Annotated in this window: 22 protein-coding genes; 12 read left to right on the top strand and 10 right to left on the bottom strand. The window is 51.3% G+C overall.

Translation table 11 applies throughout. From position 1 onward, the window contains the following. Positions 1–4: 4 nt before the first annotated feature. Together arsD and KNP02_RS02025 are read right to left on the bottom strand one after the other, a co-directional pair. Entirely contained in the window at positions 5–364 is a 360-nt protein-coding gene (arsD, locus tag KNP02_RS02030; RefSeq protein WP_214706906.1) for an arsenite efflux transporter metallochaperone ArsD, read from the bottom strand. A 13-nt stretch (positions 365–377) separates the two neighbouring features. Then, complete coding sequence (locus KNP02_RS02025) at positions 378–695, bottom strand: ArsR/SmtB family transcription factor (protein ID WP_214706898.1); 318 nt, start codon at positions 693–695, stop codon at positions 378–380. A 224-nt stretch (positions 696–919) separates the two neighbouring features. Between KNP02_RS02025 and KNP02_RS02020 the strand changes: the two genes are divergently transcribed. From KNP02_RS02020 to KNP02_RS01990, 7 genes are all read left to right on the top strand, one after another. Next, on the top strand, positions 920–2,401 hold the full coding sequence (locus tag KNP02_RS02020; protein ID WP_214706896.1) for a SulP family inorganic anion transporter: 1,482 nt from the start codon (positions 920–922) through the stop codon (positions 2,399–2,401). A gap of 108 nt (positions 2,402–2,509) precedes the next feature. Next, on the top strand, positions 2,510–2,923 hold the full coding sequence (locus tag KNP02_RS02015; RefSeq protein ID WP_058764343.1) for a universal stress protein: 414 nt from the start codon (positions 2,510–2,512) through the stop codon (positions 2,921–2,923). A gap of 106 nt (positions 2,924–3,029) precedes the next feature. Further along, entirely contained in the window at positions 3,030–3,233 is a 204-nt protein-coding gene (locus KNP02_RS02010; RefSeq protein WP_214706894.1) for a PLD nuclease N-terminal domain-containing protein, read from the top strand. Beyond that, on the top strand, positions 3,230–4,078 hold the full coding sequence (locus tag KNP02_RS02005; protein WP_214706892.1) for an ABC transporter ATP-binding protein: 849 nt from the start codon (positions 3,230–3,232) through the stop codon (positions 4,076–4,078). Before KNP02_RS02010 ends, KNP02_RS02005 begins: the two co-directional genes overlap by 4 nt. Further along, positions 4,078–4,836: an ABC transporter permease gene (locus KNP02_RS02000; protein WP_214706884.1), complete on the top strand. Its 759-nt coding sequence runs from the start codon at positions 4,078–4,080 to the stop codon at positions 4,834–4,836. Before KNP02_RS02005 ends, KNP02_RS02000 begins: the two co-directional genes overlap by 1 nt. 113 nt (positions 4,837–4,949) lie before the next feature. Continuing rightward, the gene (locus KNP02_RS01995) at positions 4,950–6,584 is read left to right on the top strand and encodes a C39 family peptidase (protein ID WP_214706882.1); all 1,635 of its coding nucleotides are present in this window, start codon (positions 4,950–4,952) and stop codon (positions 6,582–6,584) included. Between the two features lie 168 nt (positions 6,585–6,752). Further along, positions 6,753–7,115 (top strand): CAP domain-containing protein, encoded by a 363-nt coding sequence (locus tag KNP02_RS01990; protein WP_251129101.1) that lies wholly within the window; start codon positions 6,753–6,755, stop codon positions 7,113–7,115. Between the two features lie 40 nt (positions 7,116–7,155). Here KNP02_RS01990 and KNP02_RS01985 read toward each other — a convergent pair whose 3' ends face one another. Then, positions 7,156–7,353: a CsbD family protein gene (locus KNP02_RS01985; RefSeq protein WP_034778818.1), complete on the bottom strand. Its 198-nt coding sequence runs from the start codon at positions 7,351–7,353 to the stop codon at positions 7,156–7,158. 55 nt (positions 7,354–7,408) lie between these two features. Next, positions 7,409–7,807: a hypothetical protein gene (locus KNP02_RS01980; RefSeq protein WP_058764353.1), complete on the bottom strand. Its 399-nt coding sequence runs from the start codon at positions 7,805–7,807 to the stop codon at positions 7,409–7,411. Positions 7,808–7,953: 146 nt separating this feature from the next. Here KNP02_RS01980 and KNP02_RS01975 point away from each other — a divergent pair, with 146 nt between their 5' ends. From KNP02_RS01975 to KNP02_RS01965, 3 genes are read left to right on the top strand one after another with little or no spacing between them, the layout of a single operon-like run. Then, positions 7,954–8,886, top strand: a complete 933-nt coding sequence (locus KNP02_RS01975) for an ABC transporter ATP-binding protein (protein ID WP_034778822.1) — start codon at positions 7,954–7,956, stop codon at positions 8,884–8,886. A gap of 5 nt (positions 8,887–8,891) precedes the next feature. Beyond that, a complete protein-coding gene (locus KNP02_RS01970; protein WP_251129100.1) occupies positions 8,892–10,031 on the top strand; it encodes an ABC transporter permease in 1,140 nt (379 codons plus the stop codon). Next, positions 10,018–11,118, top strand: a complete 1,101-nt coding sequence (locus KNP02_RS01965; RefSeq protein ID WP_214706872.1) for an ABC transporter permease — start codon at positions 10,018–10,020, stop codon at positions 11,116–11,118. Before KNP02_RS01970 ends, KNP02_RS01965 begins: the two co-directional genes overlap by 14 nt. 41 nt (positions 11,119–11,159) lie before the next feature. On the opposite strand, the gene KNP02_RS01960 is transcribed toward KNP02_RS01965, so the two are convergent. Continuing rightward, on the bottom strand, positions 11,160–13,844 hold the full coding sequence (locus KNP02_RS01960; RefSeq protein WP_353047332.1) for an HD domain-containing phosphohydrolase: 2,685 nt from the start codon (positions 13,842–13,844) through the stop codon (positions 11,160–11,162). A 201-nt stretch (positions 13,845–14,045) separates the two neighbouring features. Here KNP02_RS01960 and KNP02_RS01955 point away from each other — a divergent pair, with 201 nt between their 5' ends. Continuing rightward, complete coding sequence (locus KNP02_RS01955) at positions 14,046–14,354, top strand: PadR family transcriptional regulator (protein ID WP_058764359.1); 309 nt, start codon at positions 14,046–14,048, stop codon at positions 14,352–14,354. A 5-nt stretch (positions 14,355–14,359) separates the two neighbouring features. Next, on the top strand, positions 14,360–15,544 hold the full coding sequence (chrA, locus tag KNP02_RS01950) for a chromate efflux transporter (RefSeq protein WP_214706864.1): 1,185 nt from the start codon (positions 14,360–14,362) through the stop codon (positions 15,542–15,544). A gap of 35 nt (positions 15,545–15,579) precedes the next feature. Here chrA and KNP02_RS01945 read toward each other — a convergent pair whose 3' ends face one another. From KNP02_RS01945 to KNP02_RS01925, 5 genes are all read right to left on the bottom strand, one after another. Then, positions 15,580–16,080 carry a YdcF family protein gene (locus KNP02_RS01945; protein ID WP_214706862.1) on the bottom strand — a complete coding sequence of 167 codons (501 nt, stop codon included), beginning with the start codon at positions 16,078–16,080 and terminating at the stop codon, positions 15,580–15,582. 90 nt (positions 16,081–16,170) lie between these two features. Next, positions 16,171–18,066: a bifunctional metallophosphatase/5'-nucleotidase gene (locus KNP02_RS01940; RefSeq protein ID WP_214706860.1), complete on the bottom strand. Its 1,896-nt coding sequence runs from the start codon at positions 18,064–18,066 to the stop codon at positions 16,171–16,173. A 216-nt stretch (positions 18,067–18,282) separates the two neighbouring features. Next, positions 18,283–19,377, bottom strand: a complete 1,095-nt coding sequence (locus KNP02_RS01935) for a CDP-glycerol glycerophosphotransferase family protein (protein ID WP_214706858.1) — start codon at positions 19,375–19,377, stop codon at positions 18,283–18,285. After that, positions 19,377–20,468 (bottom strand): CDP-glycerol glycerophosphotransferase family protein, encoded by a 1,092-nt coding sequence (locus tag KNP02_RS01930; RefSeq protein ID WP_251129099.1) that lies wholly within the window; start codon positions 20,466–20,468, stop codon positions 19,377–19,379. Before KNP02_RS01930 ends, KNP02_RS01935 begins: the two co-directional genes overlap by 1 nt. A gap of 146 nt (positions 20,469–20,614) precedes the next feature. After that, positions 20,615–21,775 carry a glycosyltransferase family 4 protein gene (locus KNP02_RS01925; RefSeq protein ID WP_214706853.1) on the bottom strand — a complete coding sequence of 387 codons (1,161 nt, stop codon included), beginning with the start codon at positions 21,773–21,775 and terminating at the stop codon, positions 20,615–20,617. Positions 21,776–21,784 lie beyond the last annotated feature (9 nt).

The raw sequence follows: 21,784 nt of genomic DNA, 5'->3' as shown, positions 1-21,784 counted from the left end.
CTCCTTATTTTTTGAGCGTGATGCGAACTTTTGGTTTCGCGCCGTCTTGTGTGGCGAACGCCTCGACCGGGAGTTCTGTCAATCGGGCGATCTCTTCGTTCGTCATATAGGCGCCCCGTTTGACGATTTCACCGTCGACGACGGTAAGTGGAAGCGTCTCGAGCCCGTTCGCGATTTCAGCTTGGACATGAGCGTTCTCGACGAACCGGTTCGGCTCAGAGGCGAGGTTATAACGGGCCACATCAAAGCCGCGTTGTTTCAATACGTAATGGATGGTCGCAATCCGCGTCAGCTCCGGATCGATTGAAGGACCACACAATCCGGTCGGACAGCACATGGCTGGTTCGAACACTTCAAGTTTCATCGTTGACTCCTCCTTAAATCGCACAGTCCGTTTCGCAGTCACAATTCGCCTCGACCGTCTCGATTTTGTCGAGCAAATCGATGACGATTGAGTAGAATGGGCTCGTCTCATTCAACCGATAGTGAATCCACTGCTTGTCGCGGCGTTCCAACAACAGTCCCGCTTGGCGCATCATCTTCAAATGACGGCTGATGGCCGGCTGCGAGATGTCGAAACAGTCGACAAAACTGCAGGCGCACTGCTCTCCTGCCTGCATTTGCTTGAGCATCGTCAAGCGGGTCGGGTCGGCGAGCACTTTGAGCACTTTACTTAAATCATCTACCGTATGCATCGTCATTCTCCTTCTCTGTATAACAAATCCGTTATATAACCTTTACGTTATGAAATTACCATAGTTTTTCATTCGAGGCAATTGTCATTTCAGAAAAAGTTCGGTATGATGAAACACGTTGTGAAACCATGTGTCGGTCGAACGACTTCTTTCATATAATGCGGCGTTTGATCTTCGTGAGACTCGGAGATCAAAGTCAAAAATATATAGAGAGGTGTGTTCTTTTGGAAAAATTGAATACGATTAAACAAGATTGGCTCGGCAACGTCCGGGCTGACGTCCTAGCTGGCTTCGTCGTCGCGCTCGCACTCATCCCTGAGGCGATCGCGTTCTCACTCATCGCGGGAGTCAACCCGATGGTCGGACTGTATGCCTCATTCATCATCGCCATGGTCATCTCGATCGCGGGCGGTCGTCCGGCCATGATTTCGGCCGCGACCGGTGCGATGGCCCTCGTCATCGTCTCGCTCGTCGCCGACTACGGGTTACAATATTTACTCGCCGCGGGGATTCTCGCCGGAATCATTCAAATTGCGCTCGGCTATTTCGGCATCGCCCGGTTGATGAAATTCATCCCGCGCGCCGTCATGGTCGGCTTCGTCAATGCGCTCGCGATTTTGATTTTCCAAGCGCAATTGTCGAACTTTGAAGGCGAGAGCTGGATCATCTGGGCCATCGTTGCCGCGTCACTCGCGATTATCTTCTTATTCCCGCGTGTCACGAAAATGATCCCGGCCCCGCTCGTCGCCATTGTCGTCATGACGGTGCTCACCATCACGCTCGGTCTCGATACGAAAAACATCGGTGATATGGGAACGATCTCAGCAACGCTACCGGAATTTTTATTCCCGAACGTCCCGTTGACGTTTGACACGTTGATGATCATCCTTCCTTACTCGATTTCCCTCGCCTTCGTCGGATTGATCGAATCGCTGTTGACGGCACAAATCGTCGATGACATGACAGGTACGGACTCGAACAAAAATCGTGAGTCGCGCGGTCAAGGGATCGCCAACATCATCGCTGGTTTCTTCGGCGGGATGCCAGGTTGTGCGATGATTGGCCAATCGGTCATCAACGTCTCGTCAGGTGCTCGCGGCCGACTGTCGACGTTCGTCGCTGGACTCGCGTTATTTATCATGATCATGACGATGAGTGATGTATTGATGCTCATCCCGGTCGGCGCCCTCGTCGGTGTCATGTTCTTCGTCTCGTATGCGACGTTTGACTGGGGCTCGCTTAAGGCGATGCGCACCGCTCAAAAATCAGATACGGTCGTCATGCTCGTGACGGTGCTCGTCACGGTCGTCACCCACGATTTGTCACTCGGTGTATTCGCTGGGATTTTGACGGCAGCGATTCTCTTCGCCGCAAAAATCTCGAAAGTCGAACTCGATCGCAGTGTAGACGCCGATCGTGCCCGTTACATCGTGAACGGTCAGCTCTTCTTCGCCTCGACGTCTGAGTTCGTCAATCAGTTCGATGTGACCGAAGACGCCGAAGCCGGTGTCAAACACGTCACGATCGACTTCTCGAACACCCATCTTTGGGACGACTCGGCCATCGGTGCCATCGATAAAGTCGTCTTCAAGTATCGCGAAGTCGGGATCGAGCCGAAACTATTGAACTTGAACAAAGATTCAGAGAAACTGCTCAATACGCTCGCGCTTCACTTGAAACAACAAGAAGCAAACGCTGGCCATTGATTTGGTCTCTACGGGAGTCGACATTCGCGTTCACTCCCATTTTTTATCCATGGCTCTACAAAATCGCATATACTAAAAATAGATTGTGTGAAAGAGGAGGACGTTTTTATGGGAAAGGTATTTTTAGCGGCAGACGGGTCTGCCCACTCGAAGCGGGCGCTTGAGAAAGCGATTCAGCTCGCCAAGGCATCAGACGCATCGATCGACATCGTTCATGTCGTCAGCGCCAAAGAATCGAAAGAAGCCGCGCTCAACTCGACCGGAAAACTCGATCTCGAAGCGAAGCGAAAATTGATGTTACAACCCCTGTTCGACCAAGTGGTCGCGGCCGGGCTCGAATATGAATATATCGAACTTCGCGGCGAACCCGACGTCGAACTCGTCAAATACGCGAACCATCAGCCGTACGAGTACGTCGTCGTCGGTTCACGCGGACTGAACACGTTCCAAGAGTTCGTGCTTGGCAGCGTCAGCCATAAGCTTGCTAAACGCGCTCTCGCCCCGGTCATCATCGTCAAATGATCGTCACCCTTTCTTTGCGGAGAAAGGGCTTTTTTCTGTTCCATACAGGAAATAAGTCCTATGTGTGGAATGGGATAGTGAACTCATTTATGAAGGAGGAACATACTTGGATATTGCCAATGACTCAAATTTATTGCTCATTTTATTGCCGTTCCTCATCCTACAACTCATCTTGCTCGTCGTCGCCTTGATTGATTTACTGAAGCGACAAGAGACGAACGGACCGAAATGGGTGTGGCTTCTCGTCATCCTGTTCATCAACATCCTCGGCCCAATCATCTACTTCCTATGGGGACGGACGAAGCGATGAACGTCACCAAACTGACGAAACGATTCGGCACGTTCACCGCGCTCGACGACGTCAGCTTCTCGCTCCGACCGGGTTGCACGTCGCTCCTCGGTGAGAACGGGGCCGGAAAGACGACATTGCTCAACATGATTGCCCGCGTGACGACACCAACGTCGGGTCAAATCGTCGGTCATGATGCCATCCGCATCGGCTATCTACCACAGCGTCCGGCGCTCTACCCATCGCTCACACCGGTCGAGACGATTCGTTATGCGGCCGAGTTGACCGGGGTAACGGGTGTCGATCCGGTCCATCTGCTGAAACGGGTCGGGCTCGAGCCCGTCGATCGGCCAGCAGCGCACTTGTCCGGTGGCATGCGGCAACGGCTCGGCATCGCTCAGGCACTCGTACATGATCCGGAGTTGTTACTGCTCGATGAGCCGGTGTCGGCGCTCGACCCGCGCGGCCGCCGGGAAGTGCTCGACTTATTGAGCGACTTGAAGCAGGAGCGGATGATTCTCTATTCGACGCACGTGCTCCCTGACGCCGAGGAAGCGAGCGACTGGGTGCTCTTGCTCCGGCAAGGGCGCCTGCTCATGGAAGGGACCGTGACCGATTTGCTCGGTTCGAAGTCCTCGATCCAAGTCCGTCTGTTCAACGACGTCTTGACGGAAGAGGAATGGCGGACGCTCCCCGGTGTCAGCCACGTCACCCGCTCCGGGACGACGTGGGAACTCGAGACGGATGCGAAAGACGTGACGGAACGGGCGCTGCTCCAATTGCTCCTCGAACGTGGTCTCCGGCTCCAATCGCTCCATGTCGGGCATCCATCGCTCGAGTCACTCTTCTTGGAGGTGAACGACTGATGAAACTGGCCATCTTCAAACAAGAGTGGAAAGAGTCATGGCGCAATAAGCGGATGATTTGGGTACCGATCGCCTTGATGTTGCTTGCGGCGATGCAGCCGCTCACGCTCTATTTCCTCCCGGACATATTAGCCTCAGGCGGCAATTTGCCGGACGGTGCGGTCATCGAGATCCCGACCCCGTCACCGGAAGAAGTACTCATGTCGGCGAGCGAACAGTTGCGGCAAATCGGACTGCTCGTCGTCCTCTTGTCCGCCATGCATACGTTCAGCCACGAACAGTCGCTCGGCACGCTCGCCTGGCTCAAATCACTGAAAATTCCGGCCACGCGGATCGTCCTCAGCAAATGGGGACATTATTCGCTACTCGCCGTGATCGCGATCGGACTTGCCCAACTGAGTGCCGCCTACTACACGATCGTCTTGTTCGATTCGTTCGATATCACCGACTTCTTGCTCGCGACCGGACTGCTCATGCTCCATTTCGTCGTCCAGCTGTCGATTTTCTTCATGCTTGCGGCGTTGCTCGAGAGCGGACTCGTCGCCCTCGTCATCACGCTCGGTCTCCACTTCATCATGTCGTTCCTCCTCGGTTGGCTCGAATGGGATTGGATGCCATGGCGGCTCGGCTCGTTATCGGCCGAAGTGCTCATGGGCGAGAGCTTACTCGTTTGGCCGATTGTCAGCGGCATCTTGTTGATCGCCGCCACGTTGTTCATCGCCTCGAGACGGTTGTTGTTCATCAGCCGTTCGTCCTGATGTAGCACCTTCTCAAAATAGTCCTTTAGCCGTCGAGTCAAGGCGGCTTTTCTCATGTATACTTAATTTACAAAATAATACCAATTTTTCAATTCGATTGTGGAGGAACGACTATGAAGTGGAGTCATGTAGGGGCAGGTTTGGCCATCAGTATGAGCATCATGCTCAGTTACGACCATGTCTATGCCGCGGCCGGGTTTCAAACGACGGCGACGGGAACAGTCTATACGACAGAAGACGGCACGGTGCTGACCGGCTGGCAAGTGATTGATGGCAAGACGTACTATTTCGCAGCAGATGGGACGATGGCCGTCGGTTGGCAGGCCATCGATGGCGCTACATATTATTTTGAAACAGACGGTGCGCTCGTCACCGGACGCTATTCGATTGACGGGGCGACCTACTTGTTCGCCGCCGACGGGAAGCAGCTGAAAGGCTGGCAACAACTCACGGACGGTCTCTATTATTTCAAATCGAACGGCGTCATGGCGACCGGCTTTTTAACCGTGGACGGGAAACGCTACTTGTTCTCTCTTGAAGGGAAACAGTTGAGCGGTTGGCAAACCGTCAACGGCGTGAAGCATTACATATTCGACAACGGGACCATCCAGTCGGGCATGTACACAATCAACGGCAAGAAATACTTGCTCTTGAAAGATGGCCGCGTCGCGACCGGGTGGCAACAAATCGAAACCCGTCATTATTATTTCGGTCCGGACGGTGCGCGTTGGCATGGCTTAAAAAAGATTGGAACGAGTGTGTATGGACTCCATGAAACGTACGGATATCGCCTCTCGGGCGTACAAAAAGTTGCAAATCGCTATTTCTATTTCGCCTCGGATGGGAAGCGCCGGTACGGCCTACAGACGATTGGGGGCAAAGTGTACGGATTCCATCCCGTCTACGGCTCCCGGTTACATGGGAAAAATAAAATCGGAAGCTATTATTATCATTTCAGCTCAACTGGCCTCCGTGAGACCGGTTGGAAATATACGACCCAATACGAGTATTACGCGCCAACTTTGAAGAAAAAAACGGACTGGCAGGTCATCAACGGCAAATGGTATTACTTCAATCCATCGGGCGTCATGTATAAGAACAAACGCATCGGCAACGCTGCATTCGACGCGCGCGGTGTCTATAGCAATCCGCTGTCCTCTTATAAGATGAGCGTACCACTCTATCGTCAATTCCAGATGGGCTATCCTTCCGGCTGTGAATTCTTCTCGCTCAAAATGGCACTCGAGAAAAAAGGACGCGTCGTCAGCGCCGGGACGCTGTATCGGGAGATGCCGAAAAGCATGTGGAACGCTCGCTATGAGAACCGGCTCTATCGCTGGGTCGACCCGAACGTCATGTTCACGGGCGATCCGAAAGGCAAGCTCAGCAAATATCGCAACTATGGGATTTATCCGAAAGGCATGATTACCTTCTCGAGCAAGTACCGGCCTGTGAAAGACTTGTCCGGCCAAGGGCTCGGGTCGATCGAGCGCGAGCTGTCACTCGGCAACCCGGTCATCGTCTGGGCGAGCGTCGACTTCAAACAGCCGTACGGTCACTTCAATTGGTATACCGCGTCGAACCAAAAGTTCACCGGTTTCGCCAACTATCATGTCATGCTCGCGACGGGCTATGACAAGAATAACCTCTACATTAACGACCCGTATCGCGGTCGCCTCGTCATCCCGAAAAGCCAAGTCAGCTCTGTCATGGGCGCGACGGGATGGAAAGCACTCGCGGTACGCTAAGCATCTAGCCATCAGAGAAATCTGATGGCTTTTTAGGTACAATGAATCAAATATAGAAATAAAATTTCCTATTTCAGTTACTTTATCTGGTATAAAGTACGCGTCGGCACGAAGACGGGTTATATTTTAGCGAAGCACGTCACATTTAGAGCACCGGCGAGCGGCGTCTTGGGTGAGACGAATGAAGAGCGCCAGGCGGCCGGTTTGTCAGCGCTCTCCGCGTCGAGCGAGGCGAACCGCGTCGCCCAGGTCCGGGCCGACGAGATGGCACGGACGGGACAGTTCTCCCACCAGCTCCGTGAGAACGGAAGCCCAGGGAATACGCTCGACGCCTATAACGTCAGCTATCGCGGTTGGGGTGAAAACATCTACATGGGGTCGAGCGACCCCACGCAAGCCGTCAGTGCCTGGATGAACTCGACAGGTCATCGCGCCAACATCTTGAACGGAAACTTCACCCACCTCGGTGTCGGCGACGCCAAGAACGCACAAGGGTCGACGATTCACGTCCAAGTCTTTTTGACGAAATGAAAAACCGGGAAGTCGCATTGATCGCGATTTCCCGGTTTTTTTAGCGGCGTTCGTCTTTCAGGCTTTCAAGGTTTTGTTGGGCCTGGCCGGTCTTCTCTTTGGCCGTCCCTTTCACTTGGTCTTTTTGTCCTTCACGTTTGAGCGATTGATTGTCCGACGCTTTGCCGACCGCTTCTTTCGCTTTGCCTGCCGCCTTATCGATTAAGCCATCGACTTTTTTGTTAAGTCCGTCTTTCATGTGAATCTCCTCCTCGTGATATCATGTCTAATTCATATACCACTGTGAGAAAAACTCAAACATAGTGCTCTTTGACGAGCACCCGGAAACGCGGTCGGACGGTAAGCTCGATCGTCGTCACCGTGCGGTTACGATCCTCGTTCATGACGATCAACAGCTCACCATGGTCGCGCCGATCTTCGAGCACCTCGACTTTCCCGACCGTGCGGAGAAGCTGATAATACAGCAACTCCCCCGTCGCGTCTTTCACGTTCACCTCGAACTCGTGATAACTTGGTGAGATTTTGAAGTAGAACGACTCTGCCCCGTTCGAGAAACGGAACACCGACTCGTCGTAATAAAACGGGAGTGTCGTGTCCATCCGTTTCGGCTCGACCGTACAAAACAACGCCCACGCCATCTCATCTGGAAACTTCTCACTCGACTCTTCTTTATTAAACTGCCACTTTTTCATCGCGATCCCCCACTTCGACTTCCATTAATTGTCTGAATAATTCGACTATTATATTTCATTCGGCAACGGGTTCGGAAATTCCTGCAAACGGGAACAAAACCTTGTACGCTATTTCACGTTCTGGAGTTGAAAGGAGTTGCGTCCACGTGTCCATCATCGCCCTCGATCACGTCACAAAACGGTTCGGTGAGACGATTGCCTTGAACGACTTTTCACTTCACGTCGAGGCCGGCGAACTGTTCGGCCTGCTCGGACCGAACGGGGCCGGCAAGACGACCGCCATCTCGGTCATGCTCAACCTATATCCGGCCGACAGCGGTTCAATCAAAATCTTCGATCACGCGATGCCGAAGGACGAACTGACGATCAAACGGCGCGTCGGCATCGTGCCGCAGCACGTCTCCGTGTACGATCAGCTGACCGTCTTTGAAAACATCCAATTTTTCGCTGAGCTATATGGCTTCAAGCCGTCTGAAGCGAAACAAAAGACCGAGGCTGCCCTCGACTTCGTCGAACTCACCGCGCACCAAAAGAAACGTCCGCCGGAACTGTCCGGGGGGCTCCTTCGTCGTCTCAACATCGCCTGCGGCATCGTGCACGAGCCCGAACTCATCTTCATGGATGAACCGACCGTCGCCATCGATCCACAGTCTCGCAACACCATCCTCGAGAACATCCGCGAGTTGAATCGACGCGGGGCGACGATCATCTATACGTCCCACTACATGGAAGAAGTCGAGATGCTCTGCGACCGCGTCGCCATCGTCGATGAGGGACGGATTATCGCCGAAGGGACGCAAGATGAACTGAAAGACCAAGTCATGACGCTCGAGACGGCCCGCATCAAAGTCGACGCTCTCACCCCTGGCCTCCTCGAACGGCTCGAATCGCTCGAGCGAGTGAAGAAAGTCGATTACGAGGAACCGTTCCTCGAAGTATCGCTCGAGAAAGACACCCCGCTCGCCCCGCTCCTTGACGTGCTCCATGACGAACGGGTCCGTTTCACCTCGATTACCGTCGACCGTCCGTCCTTGAATACCGTCTTTCTGGCTCTGACCGGCAAGACACTTAGGGAGTGAGTCCGATGAAACTATGGACGTTCATCAAATACGATGTCAAACAGCAACTGCGGGACCGCTCGACCTTGTTTTGGATGCTCATCTTCCCAATCATTCTCATCTTCGGGCTCGGCACGATGCTGTCGGCCATCTTCAACAGCAACTTCTCGCTCCCGGTCACGGACGTCGCCTACGTGGAACAGTCGACCGACGACTATCGGGTACCGCTCGAGACGTTCCTCGCCGACGATGACATAAAAGAGTTTATCCGTCTCGTCCCGTATGACAGCCTGGCCGCGGCCGAGACCGGCGTGAATGACGGTGATGCCGACGTCATTCTCCACTTGGACGGTCCTGACGTGCGCTTACTGTACGAGGAACCGTCGACGATCGAGTTCGATGTGCTCGAGGCCGTGCTCCGGCAATATACGGACGTCGCCAATCAGCAAATCACACTCGCTGAGGCGGGCGTCTCCGCCCCGTTTACGCCTGAGTCGTTCATCGACAGCGAGAGCGTCGATTTGTCGGGGCGGACCCCGACGTCACTCGAATATTTCACCGTCACGATTTCCATCATGACAGCGCTGTTCGGTGCGTTCTACATCACCGGCATGCTCAGTGAGGAGCAACCGATGACCGGAAGCTACCTTCGGATCCAAGCCGCTCCCGTCAAACGAATCGAATATCGCCTGGCCCGCAGCTTGAGCCGATACACGCTCATCTTCCTGCAACTTGTGCTCGTGTTTTGGTTCAGTCACTTCGTCTATCGCAGCTTCTCGCTCGACTACGTTCACTTCAGTCTATTGTTCGTCTCTTGGCTCGCCCTCGCTTTATACGGTACGGCGTTCGGTTTCTTCATCTCAAGCTTACCCCGTCTCTCGCGCGCGACGAAAGACGCGATCGTCAACGGGTTCGTCGCTATCATCATGATTCTCTCTGGCGGCTATGTCCCTGGTTTCGACCAAGTGACGCTGAGCGTCGTGCCGTGGGCTAAGTACGTCTTCATGCCGATCTTCATGCGGGAAGGGATGCTTCAGGTACTCCTGCGCGGCGGGGACACGTTCGTGTTTTGGCAAAGTCTCGGTTGGCTCGCCATCCATCTATTCGTCTTTGCCGGAATCAGCCTGCTGTTATGGAAAGGGGTGAACCGCCGTGGTGCTATTTAGACATGTCGCCAAACGTATGCTCCGGAAAAAAGGGCTATGGGTGTTCACGTTCGTCTCCGTGTTCGGGTTCGCCCTCATCCTGTCGTTCCTCAGTTCGACGTCCGCCTTGAACGCCTCGATTGGCATTCTTGACCGCGACGGCGGAACACTCGCCGGTCGCGTGATTGAAGAAGCGGGACGGTTCGGAGCGGTGACACCGCTTGAGACGGATGAGACCGATGAAGCGTTGCTACAAGGACAAGATATCGTCTTAGTGATTCCGGACGGATTCAGCGAGGCGCTCTTGAATGGTGAGACGCCGCGATTGTCGTTCAGTGCGACCGAAGGGAGTGATGCCGCATTGATTGAACAAGCGCTCAATTCACATTTGTCCCGTGAGCGACAACTATTGATCGCAAGTGAGTTTGACGAGGAACGGTTCACCGAGCTCGCCGAACGTGAGACGGAAAACGGCTATACCCTCTCGAGCGAGCCGTTCCAACAGAGCGTGGCGACGACGGCGCGGACGCAGGCGTTCCTCGGCCTCTTGTCGTTCGTCATGATGTCGGCGTTCCTTCAGTTCATTCCGTTGTTCGTCGCCGACGACCGGGACGAGAAGATTTATTCACGCCTATTTGCGGCCCCAGTCACGCCCCGGCGTTACATCGGTTCGCTGTTCGTGTCGTTTTGCGCGGTCGGACTGCTCTACGTGCTCATGTTGCTCGCCTTCAGCGCTGTCCTCTATCGACAGGATGTACTCGCGCACCTACCCGTCCTCACGCTGTTGTTCATCGTCTATTTGTTCGTCTGTCTCGCCATCGGGTCGCTCATCGCCATCCTAGCGACGAACCGGGAGAAGGCGAATATTTGGCAGACGTCCATCACGATGGCCGCTGCCATCACCGGCGGCGCCTTCATCAGTCTGACATGGCTACCTGATACGCTCCAGGTCGTCGGACGCTTCTTGCCGACGTACTGGTTCAATTACGGGGTCGCCCAAATGTACGAGGACCATTTCCCACTCCAATCTGTCTTCATCATGCTCGGGATGGCGCTCGCTGTCTTTCTCCTCAGCGCCTGGGCGTTGAAGAAACGGCCGCTCATATAAAAAGGAGAGCCATCGCGGGCTCTCCTTTTTATATGAGTCGATTAACGTTGCAACGTCGGCACGACTTTCTTGAAAAACACCTCGACGAGTTCCGGGTCGAACTGCCGCCCCGCTTCTTCTGCGATGACCGCGAGCGCTTCGTCGAGCGTCTTCGCTTTCCGATACGGGCGTCCCGTCATGATGACGTCGAACGTGTCCGCAATCGAGATGATGCGTGACGCGAGCGGGATCTGCTTTCCGCTGATCCCTTTCGGATAACCGTTCCCGTCCCATCGTTCATGGTGGGCGAGCACGATTTCGGACAGCGGTCCATACTCCGGCACCGTGCTCAAGATGTTGTAGCTCACTTCGGGATGACGTTTGATTTCACGCCATTCGGACTCGGTCAACGTGCCCGGCTTGTCTAAAATCTCATTGCTGATTGCAACCTTGCCGATATCATGCAGTGTCGCCGCCGTGACGAGTTCGTTCACATCAGCACTCGTGAACCCCATCGCCTGTCCGAGTTGCCGCGACAGCTCGGCGACGCGTTGCGAATGTGCTTCTTCGCGCGGGATTTTCTCGTAGAGCGTTCGCATGATGAGCTGAATCGAATGATGGCGTCGGCTTTGTTTCTCCGACACTTTATGGTGATACATCCGGTCCTCGGCCAAATTGAACACTTCCGCGATGGAGAGCGCGTCATCGTCCTTCACCGCTTCGCCGAACGATGCCGAAATTGGCAGCCCTTCGATCGATTTGGCGAGGAACAGTTGACTCAGGCGATCGGACAAGCGGTTCGCCTCTTCAAGTGACGTATTCGGCATGATGATGACAAACTCATCCCCACCGATTCGAGCGACCGTATCCTTCCCTCGAATCTCACGTTTGAGCGTCATCGTCGCCTCAATCAACAAGCGATCCCCGACGAGATGACCGAACGCGTCGTTCGTCAGCTTCAACCCGTTGACGTCGACGACGATTAAGGCGAGCGGATAATAGTCCGGCTCGTCGTACGTGATGAGCGCCTCATCGAAGTAACGGCGATTCCTCACCCCGGTCAACTGGTCGTGATAACTCAAATACTCGATTTCCATCTCATATTTCTTCTTCTCGGTCACGTCACCGATATAGCCGTGCCAAAGGACATGCCCTTCATCAAGCTTCTCTGGACGCGACGATCCTAAAATCCACGTCGTCCGGCCGTCGGGCGTCAGGACACGAAACTCCGCATCCCAAATCGTCAAGTTCTCGTACGACGTCTCAATGCTCGCCATCACGTTCGGATAATCTTCGGGATGGATTTTTGAGAACACGAGACCCGGGTCTTGTTTCATCTCCTCGAACGTAATACCAGTCAGCACCTCGAATCCTCGGCTAAAGAATGGGAAGTGGAAGCTGCCGTCCGGGCGCCGCTCGAACTGATAGATGGCACCGGGCACTTGATCGGACAGCTTCGTGAGCAATCGGTCCCGCTCGGCGAGTTCTTCCTCGAGTTGGACGCGTTCCGTCACGTCTTTGGCGACGGCGTAAATATAGTTGCCGTGGACTTTTGAATGCCACTCGATTGATCGATAGTCTCCATCGATCGTCCGGTATCGGTTGACGAAACGGAAGATGTCCTTCCCTTCTTCGAGCAAGGCGAACGCTTCATTCGTCTTCCCGACGTCATCGGGATGAATCAGGCTCGTGAAGTCCATGTTCTCGAGTTCTTCGAGCGGAAACCCGAGCACACGCTCCCACGCCACGTTCAAATGGAAAATCTCATGATTGGTCAGGGACATGATGCACTCCAAGTCGACGGTCGCGAACCCTTCGAACATCGACTCTTTCGCATCCCCGATTTGCCGGTCCGCTTTCGTCATCTGTTCGAGGATGTGCACGATATACAATTCGACGAGCCCAAGGCGGCTCGCCTCTTTATTTCCTTGCATGACAATCGTCAAATCCCCGTAAAAGACACCGTCCTTCTCGATTTTAAACAAGACGACTTGGCCAAGGTCAAAAATCCGTAAAATATTTTTGATCAGTCGTTTCGGCAACACCCCGTCGACGAGCGGTAAAATGTCGTCGAACACGATTGGGCTCGGTGCCTCGAGTAACTTGGACCGTTTCGGGCTCATCGGCCATTTGCGGCCGACCGGATGGAAGCCTAGCACATCGAGACTGCGCTCGAGCAGTTCATCAATGCCCGAGAGCGCCACGGTCGAGTACGTCTGTCCATCATCGTCGACTAAATTGAGCGTCACGGCCTTGGCACCGGTGAACCCTCGAATCTGGTCTAGGAAATGTTGGTTCATCAACAATTCTCGTCCGGTCGTCACGAAGCGGTGCGACACGTTGACGAGTTGTTTCAGCGCATTGTTCTCTTGGACGTGCGGTGTGATGTCGTGGAACAGCGTCGACACATGACCCGGACGCTCGCTAAAGACAGACAGTTCATACCAGGCCTTGTTGCGACGTGAGAAATGTTCGAACGTGATGGTTTCGCCACTACTGACAGCACGCGCGACTTGGACGATCCATTCCCGTTCGCTGTATTCAAAATCTTTCAACTTGTCGGTGATCCGTCCACCGAGAAACTGTTCGCGCTTTGCTTTCATGATGCGCTCGAACGCTTCGTTCACTTCATGAAATTCGTAATCGACGGGCTCCCCCGCCTCATCGTAGAGCACTTTAAACTCGACGTAGCCTTGGGGCATATGGCGCAACAAGGATTGAAATTTGGTCTGGTCTAAGTCTGCCACGTCGGTCCCTCCTCCGTTCAATTCTACTTTTCAGTTTACCTCATTTCTTACAAATTCCCTATATTTTCCGAATCGATTCTCGCCAATATGCGCACATTAAGTTTTTGTAAATGACACCTCTCGGCTTGCACCTCCCCATCTCGATTGTTAGTATGATTACGAAAACCGATATCGAAAACCGATTTTAAGGAGATGATGCACGTGGAAGACCGCGTTCTTCGAAAACTGTTTCTCGGTTTTATCCATATCCATATTTTGCACCACGCCTCTGAACACCCGGTGTACGGAGCATGGATGGTCGAGGAGCTCCGCGAGCACGGCTACTCGATCAGCGCCGGCACGCTCTATCCGATTTTGCACTCGATGGAACAAGACGGTCTGCTCGTCCGGACGAACGAGCTCGTCGAGGGTCATATCCGGAAGAATTACACGACGACCGAAAAAGGCCTCGTCGTCTTGGCGGAAGCCCGTCAAAAAGCGTATGAACTATTCAAAGAAATTAAGGAGTGAAGCACATGTCCAACCAACGCGTAACGTTCAAAACGTTACTTGAGATTTTATTCGTATCAACCCGGCTCGGCCTGACCTCGTTCGGCGGACCGGTCGCCCACCTCGGCTATTTCCATGAGGAGTACGTCCGCCGTCGCAAATGGATGGACGAACGCGCCTATGCCGACCTCGTCGCCCTCTGTCAGTTCTTGCCGGGTCCGGCGAGCAGCCAGGTCGGTATCGGCATCGGTATCGTCCGTGGCGGCATCCTCGGCGGGATCACGTCGTTCATCGGGTTCACGGCCCCGTCCGTCATTGCCCTCATCTTATTCGCCTTGCTCGTCTCAGGACTCGACGTCTCCGATGCCGGCTGGCTTTATGGATTGAAAGTCGTCGCCGTCGCCATCGTCGCCCACGCCATTCTCGGAATGGCCGGTAAATTGACGCCGGACGCGAAGACGCGGACAATCGCGTTCTTCGCACTCGCCGGAGTCCTGTTATGGCAGACGACCTATAGCCAAGTGCTCGTCATCTTGCTCGCCGGACTTGCCGGGTTCTTGCTGTTCAAACCGCAAAACCTCGACGTCAAGTCGGCTTCGTTCCCGCTCTCGAAACGACTCGGGGCGACGCTCCTCGGCCTGTTCGGGGCGCTCCTCGTCATCTTGCCGATCTTACGGGAGACGATCGAGAGTCAATCGGTCGCCATGTTCGATAGCTTTTACCGCGCGGGGGCCCTCGTCTTCGGCGGCGGCCACGTCGTCTTGCCGCTACTCGAGCGTGAACTCGTACCGGCCGGTTTCTTAAGTGAAGAGGCGTTCCTCGCCGGTTACGGGGCCGCCCAAGCTGTACCGGGACCGCTCTTCACATTCGCGTCTTATCTCGGGACGGTCATCAATGGCGTCCCGGGCGGACTGCTCGCCACGCTTGCCATCTTCTTGCCGGCGTTCCTGTTGATCCTCGGTGCCTTGCCGTTTTGGGATGCGCTCCGTCGTAACCCGAAAGTCGCCGGCGCACTCATCGGCGTCAACGCTGCCGTCGTCGGGATTTTGATCGCCGCCTTCTATCAGCCGATCTTCACGAGCACGGTGAACGGTGCGGTCGACTTCGTCTTCGCTGCTTTCTTGTTCGCCATGATCGCATATTGGAAGATGCCGCCTTGGACGCTCGTCATCGTCGGGGTCATCGGTGGGATGATCATCGGCACGTTATAACACGAAAAAGGGACTTCATTGCGAAGTCCCTTTTGTCATGGCCGCCATTTCCAGCGCATATAATTGATGAATAGTTTCACGTACGCCAGCTGCTCGCGGACGACGTACTTCAGTTTTGTGGCCGTCGGCGTTCTCGCATACAGTGCGTCGGTCGAGAGCCCAAAGTACAGGCGTCCGACGAGCCGGGCCCGCCTCACATGAAAGTCGTTCGTGACGACGGTCAGACCAGACTCCCCACTCCAAATCGGACGGCTGAACAGAAAGTTCTCGTACGTCGACGTCGACTCCGCCTCGATATGGATTCGCGCCGCGTCAACGCCACGTGCCATCAACTCCCGGGCAATGACGCGCGCTTCCGCCATCCCTTCGTCGGGTCCTTGTCCGCCGGAGGCGATCAGCTCGATGTGTGGATATATGCTTGCATATGCGGCCGCCGCTTCAATCCGGTGCATCAAGGCCTGGGACGGTTGAATCCCGTTCACTTTCGCACCGAGGACGAGAACGTATCGATACGTTCCATCTGCAGTTTTTCTCATTGTAGGCTCCTTTATGCTTGAACATGAGGAAAGGACCTAACTATACTTTCCTTAGTCAGGTCCCTTCCTCATCCTATAATTACTTCAGGTTTACTGCTTGATGTCGACAATTCGCCCTTCAACAGTCGGTGTGACCGTTTGAAGTTTCACGAGATAATCACGCATGATTTCCCAGTCAATAATCCCCAAATCATTCACACGACCCTCTTCATATGCCTTTTTAAACTCAAGGTAGTTGTCCCCACCTTTTGCAGCAAAGAAGTTCGTTGCAATCTTATAATTCTCATTTGTTACGACGTCCACATATTGTCCATTACGAAGCACTTGCGCCTTCACAATTCGGTTATTTGCTGCTTTCGAACTATCAAACTCAATCTTCATACCTGACATATGCAAGAAACCGCCACTCTCAATTGGGTAGACGCTCACGCTACGCTCAAGGGCTGATAACAGTTCGCTTCCTTGCAACGTCATGACCGCTAACGTATTTCCGAACGGAAGTGTTGTCAATACTTCACCTGCCGTCACTGGGCCTGCATTGATTGACGCACGGATACCACCAGCGTTTTGAATCGCTGCGACAACTTCGCCGTCGACTTGTTTTGCACGATCCAACATGCCGTCCGTAATCAAGTTCCCTAACGCCGTCTCATTTTTACGAACGCTCGGTTTGTTGACATCCCCAGCATCACGCGGGTTGTCAAATGCCGCAGTCGTCGTCGCACCAATCTCGGCGTTACGGATGCTTTCAATTTCTTTTGCAAATGGAGCAAGTAAGCTGACCGCCGTCGGATCAGCGGCATAGCCTTTGATGTCAATCAACTTACCTTGGTGTGCAACAACTTTCCCCGTGTGGTCAAACTCGACATCGAGCGTACCGAGGAATTCCCCATATTGATACGCTTGTACAATTACAGTTGGCTCTTCTCCATCAACCACCACGACTGGTGCGTCTAAACGAGAATGCGAGTGACCACCAATAATGACATCAATTCCTTCTACGCGTTTCGCGAGTTCTAAATCATTATCGATTGCCGGATTGTCGTCGAACCCTAGGTGCGAGACGGCTACGATTTGATCGACACCGCGCTGTTTAAACGCTTTGACGGCTTTCTCGGCTTCTTCAACATAGTGTTGGAATTTGATTGGTCCTGGACTAGCGATGTTCGCCGTGTCTTCCGTCGTCAATCCGAAGAATCCAACTTTCTTCCCGTCCACCACTTTGATGACGCCTTCGTATAATTTTCCATCGTACGGCTTTCGCTCAATCTCATCCGAGTAAAGACTGCTCAAATATTGATCAGCACTATAATCCACGTTCGAACTGACGAACGGGAATTTGGCGTTTTGAATAAAAGTTGCAAATTCTTGGTGCCCCGCCTCTGTGCCAAGGTCAAATTCATGGTTGCCCGGTACCATCAAGTCATAGTTCATGTAGTTCATGAGTGTCAAATCAGCTAGTCCTTTGAACTCGTTGAAGTAAAGCGATCCTGAAAAGACATCCCCGGCATCAATCAACAAACGTTCGGCATTTTCTTGTCTAAGTTGATTAATCGCCGTAGCACGCTTAGGTGCGCTATCAAGCGAGGCATGTGTGTCGTTTGTGTGCATCACAGCCAACTTGAACCCCTCTACTTGATAAGGGATGTCCACAGTCACGCGCTCTCCCTTGTGGGTATACGTCGCTCGCGCCGTAAATTCACCGATTTTCGCGGTTGACAGGTTCGACAAATTCACAGGCTGTTTTCTCACTTGCTGACCAATTTTTACGTTGAAAATACGATGTTTTCCTGTAATTTTTTCTCCCTGCTTGAACACAAGCGGTGACTCAGGCAACAAGATTTCAATCACCTCAGACTTCTTCGCCTCGTATGTATTCTTAGAGCCCTGCTTCGCTTCAACTGAAACAGCTGGTGCGATTGCTGATACGGCCAATGCCGCAGCAATCATACCGGTGAATAAATGTTCCGACTTAGATGAAAACATGTACTTTTCCCCTTTCGAATTTCCCCAAATTCAGCAACAGGACAACTTGCATGGCCGAGAGCCTATTAAAAAAATCTCTCTCCTTTAAAATATAGGACAACACCGTCAGAAACAATCTTTTTTTGTAAATATTGTTTGAATTTTGCGCATTGCTAGGAATCCGATAAAAACAAAAACCGGATGTGGTGCGTCACACCCATCCGGTACGTTCATTCTTTATCTAGTGGATTCTTTATAAAAATATTCAATGACTCGCGAAGTCGCGAACCCAGGTTCCTCATCATACCATTGCGAAGCCCAGTTCAAATCACCATGGGAATCCCGTTCAATACAATCGACCAAAGCATCTATAGTTTTCACAATCGGCGCATCGATGAGTGTCTCATAGTCTTTGACGACTCCAGGAACAATAGCGTACGCTTCAAAATCAGGGACGAATAGCGCCACCTTCGTACGAAACAGACAGGCCTCGAACGGAATAGACGAATAGTCCGTGATGACCCATTCCGCCTTGATCAAATACGGCATGATTGACTCATGCGATTCAATGAAGTGTACGCCTTCACAAGGGACCGATATCTTTACCGCGGGGTGAAGCTTCACCATAAATTGAAAACCTCGCTCAGTCAACGCTTCTTGCATGTCCTGAATATAAGAAATCACATCAAAATCGGTGTTCTCACGATACGTCGGTGCATAAATGACGAGACGGTCTTTTTTCATCGGTTGCAAGTGATACCAATGATCGGTCCGCGGCATCCCTAACGAGACAAAGCGGTCAAGAGGTAAGGCATGTGCTTCGGAAAATTGTTCCGCGCATTTCATACCAGGAACGACGAACTGTCCATAGTGTTGGTAGACACTACGAAATCGTCGGTTCGCGCACTCGCCTCGTACTTGGTTTTGTGTAGCATGAAGTCCAAACGACTTTAGCGCCCCTGCTGCATGCCACACTTGAAATCGTTTTGTACCGCGACGAATCGGGAAAGCTGCCAACTCCACGACATAGTTGTCCATTATCGCGTGAGAAGAAGTCGCCATAAGGAAAGGCAACCGAAGCAAGCGATTAAACAAGTTCATCGGTCGATAGATGATATGCTGATGGCTCGGCGCCTCCTTCAGCATTGCTTTTTGCTGATCATAAAGGATATATACGCGATTCCCCTCACTGCCTAACTGATTGGCAATCGGCCAAACGTTATCTCCATATGTTACGATGCAGGTTGTTTGCGATTTAGGAGTAAATAGTAAGCAGGCGGCGTAAATCGTGCGGAGAAGAAACAAGTAACAAGAAATGACATAGTCCTTCATCATCTTATTTCCTTAGCGAGCATCTCCACTACGTTTGCGGCAGCATGCCCATCATCAAATTCACAGAACCGGTGATGGAACTGCTCCATCTTGCCTTGGTACATTGCTTCAATCGACTCCAACTCTTCCAACGTCTGGTACAACTCTTCTTCGGTCCGGACTAATGGCCCTGGTGCCTCTTCGGTGAAGTTCATATAAAAGCCACGAATATCGTCACGGTACTCCTCTAAGTCGTACACGTAAAAGAGCATCGGTCGCTTCAAATGAGCGAAATCAAACATGACGGATGAATAGTCCGTGATCAATACATCGCTGATTGTATAGAGTTCTGCAATATCAGGATAATGCGACACGTCAAGCACATGAGGCGAGACGTTGCTCAAGTCAAGGTTCTCCGAGACGAGATAATGGAAGCGAACGAGCAGGACATAGTCGTCTCCAAGCCTTGACACAAAGTTTTCAAAATCTAATGGAAGCGTTAAGCGGTATTGTCCTCTTCCTTCGTTTTGTTGGTCACGCCAAGTCGGCGCGTACAAGATGATTTTTTTATCATTCGGCAACTCCAACTTGTCTTTGACGCGCTTTGTCACTTCTCGTAATCGGGTTTGGTGATAAAATAGATCATTGCGCGGGTAACCAACCTCTAACATCGTTCGATGAAAGGCGAACGCACGTTTAAAAATATTTGACGAGTAACTATTCGGAGAGATTAAATAGTCCCATTTACTCGACTCTCGCGTGAAGGACGACTTATATCGCTCCGTGTCTGTACCCGGCATATGGACTGTATTCATATCCAATGCCAATTTTTTGAGCGGTGTCCCGTGCCACGTTTGTAAATAAATCGTGTTCTCGTCCTTCGGGATCCAGTTGGGAAGACGACTATTTGAAACCCACACGCGAGCTCGTGCCATGTAGTACACCCATTGGAATGAGAGACGTCGAACCGTTTTCACACCTGCCGGAAGTTCAATCGACGTCCGAGAATCGAGACTCCACACTAATTCATCATGCGGATACTTCCGACGCCATTCTTCAAAAATAGCTTTTGGACTGTCACTGTATTGTTTACCTAAAAAACTTTCAAACATTACAATTTTCTTTTTAGGAAAATGATATAACAATTTAAATATAATAATGTAAACCTTTTCACCTATCCAAATTTTTATATTCATGAAAAACCTCTTCTTATAAGTGACATATTCGGGTATTTTTTTGTTGAAAACCAGGATATATTTTAATCTTTAAAAGAACTTTCAATTAATTCATCCCAAAGATGCTTTATATTTTCATATGCATATGTTGAAACCGTTTTTTGGCTATTCAATACCATTTGCATTCTTAAGTCTTTACTTTGCATCAGTTTTTTCAATTTCTCAATATATTCTTCTTCTTGATCTTGTTCAATTATAAATCCATTTTGACCATTTTCTATTAATAGATTCGGTCCTTTAGAAGCGTAACTAATACACGGTAATCCGGCTGCCATAGATTCTACAATAACCATTCCAAAAGATTCATATTTTGATGTTAAAGCGAAAATTGATGCTTTTGTCATTTCTAATTCCAATTCCTTGGTTGGCGGTAGTAGCTTAATATGTGAACCCATCCCTAAATTATTTATTAACGTTATTATTTTTTTCCTTTCTTCACCGTTACCAAATATCTTTAACTTCCATTCAGGAAATTCCGGATGAACTTCAGCAAAAATCTTCACTAATTTGTCAAATGCTTTATCTTCTGTAAGTCTACCTGCAGTAATTATATATGGATTTTCTAAAGTTGACCTTTCTTCATTTACTAAGGCCGCATTTGGAATAATTTTCACGTTAATTTTTTCAACTACCTCTTTATAACGATCAGCCTCTTCTTGAGATAGACAAGTGAGAATATCTAACTTCGAATATTCTTTTTTTATTTTTGATTGTAAAGCGTCAGAATAGACATCGTATTGTGAGTGTTCTTGCCCGATTTTAAAACATTTTTTTGGCACATATTTTATATTTAATAAATTTATAGATGGGAACGTAGAAATTACTACATCCGAATCTATCTTTTTTAAGGCTCTGTATAATTTTAAATCGATGAACAAATTAAATTGTTTGTATAAGTCCTCACTCTTATCAATTAATATACTAGGGACTTTCAGTAGTAACCTCTTGAACAATTTAAAAATCTTGTTTGACTTTGGATGAAATACTTTTCCTCGTCTAGAATCAAACAATGGAATCAATTTTACAGACGGCAAAAGGGGGAATGTCGGTACTGCAGAAGTTCTTTTAACAGAGTAAATTTCAACTTCGTGTCCTAATTCGCTTAACATATTAGCCGAATGCACGGTGGTACGTACCGTACCACCGACCCCGTAAATATTATATACGATGAAAGCAATCTTCATATTCTTCTC

The organism is Exiguobacterium sp. s40 (genome assembly GCF_018617905.1).
Lineage (GTDB): Bacteria > Bacillota > Bacilli > Exiguobacteriales > Exiguobacteriaceae > Exiguobacterium > Exiguobacterium mexicanum_A.
The sequence above is the reverse complement of the archived record's forward strand: the minus strand, read 5'-3'. Positions and strand labels throughout refer to the sequence as shown.

Coding starts and splice junctions, on each gene's coding strand:
- KNP02_RS02005 (WP_214706892.1), top strand. CDS start 3,230: ATGAACGTCACCAAACTGACGAAACGATTCGGCACGTTCACCGCGCTC.
- KNP02_RS01980 (WP_058764353.1), bottom strand. CDS start 7,807: ATGAAAAAGTGGCAGTTTAATAAAGAAGAGTCGAGTGAGAAGTTTCCA.
- KNP02_RS01930 (WP_251129099.1), bottom strand. CDS start 20,468: ATGTTTGAAAGTTTTTTAGGTAAACAATACAGTGACAGTCCAAAAGCT.
- arsD (WP_214706906.1), bottom strand. CDS start 364: ATGAAACTTGAAGTGTTCGAACCAGCCATGTGCTGTCCGACCGGATTG.
- chrA (WP_214706864.1), top strand. CDS start 14,360: ATGTCCAACCAACGCGTAACGTTCAAAACGTTACTTGAGATTTTATTC.
- KNP02_RS02000 (WP_214706884.1), top strand. CDS start 4,078: ATGAAACTGGCCATCTTCAAACAAGAGTGGAAAGAGTCATGGCGCAAT.
- KNP02_RS01970 (WP_251129100.1), top strand. CDS start 8,892: ATGAAACTATGGACGTTCATCAAATACGATGTCAAACAGCAACTGCGG.
- KNP02_RS01985 (WP_034778818.1), bottom strand. CDS start 7,353: ATGAAAGACGGACTTAACAAAAAAGTCGATGGCTTAATCGATAAGGCG.
- KNP02_RS01995 (WP_214706882.1), top strand. CDS start 4,950: ATGAAGTGGAGTCATGTAGGGGCAGGTTTGGCCATCAGTATGAGCATC.
- KNP02_RS01940 (WP_214706860.1), bottom strand. CDS start 18,066: ATGTTTTCATCTAAGTCGGAACATTTATTCACCGGTATGATTGCTGCG.
- KNP02_RS01945 (WP_214706862.1), bottom strand. CDS start 16,080: ATGAGAAAAACTGCAGATGGAACGTATCGATACGTTCTCGTCCTCGGT.
- KNP02_RS02025 (WP_214706898.1), bottom strand. CDS start 695: ATGCATACGGTAGATGATTTAAGTAAAGTGCTCAAAGTGCTCGCCGAC.
- KNP02_RS02015 (WP_058764343.1), top strand. CDS start 2,510: ATGGGAAAGGTATTTTTAGCGGCAGACGGGTCTGCCCACTCGAAGCGG.
- KNP02_RS01925 (WP_214706853.1), bottom strand. CDS start 21,775: ATGAAGATTGCTTTCATCGTATATAATATTTACGGGGTCGGTGGTACG.
- KNP02_RS01935 (WP_214706858.1), bottom strand. CDS start 19,377: ATGAAGGACTATGTCATTTCTTGTTACTTGTTTCTTCTCCGCACGATT.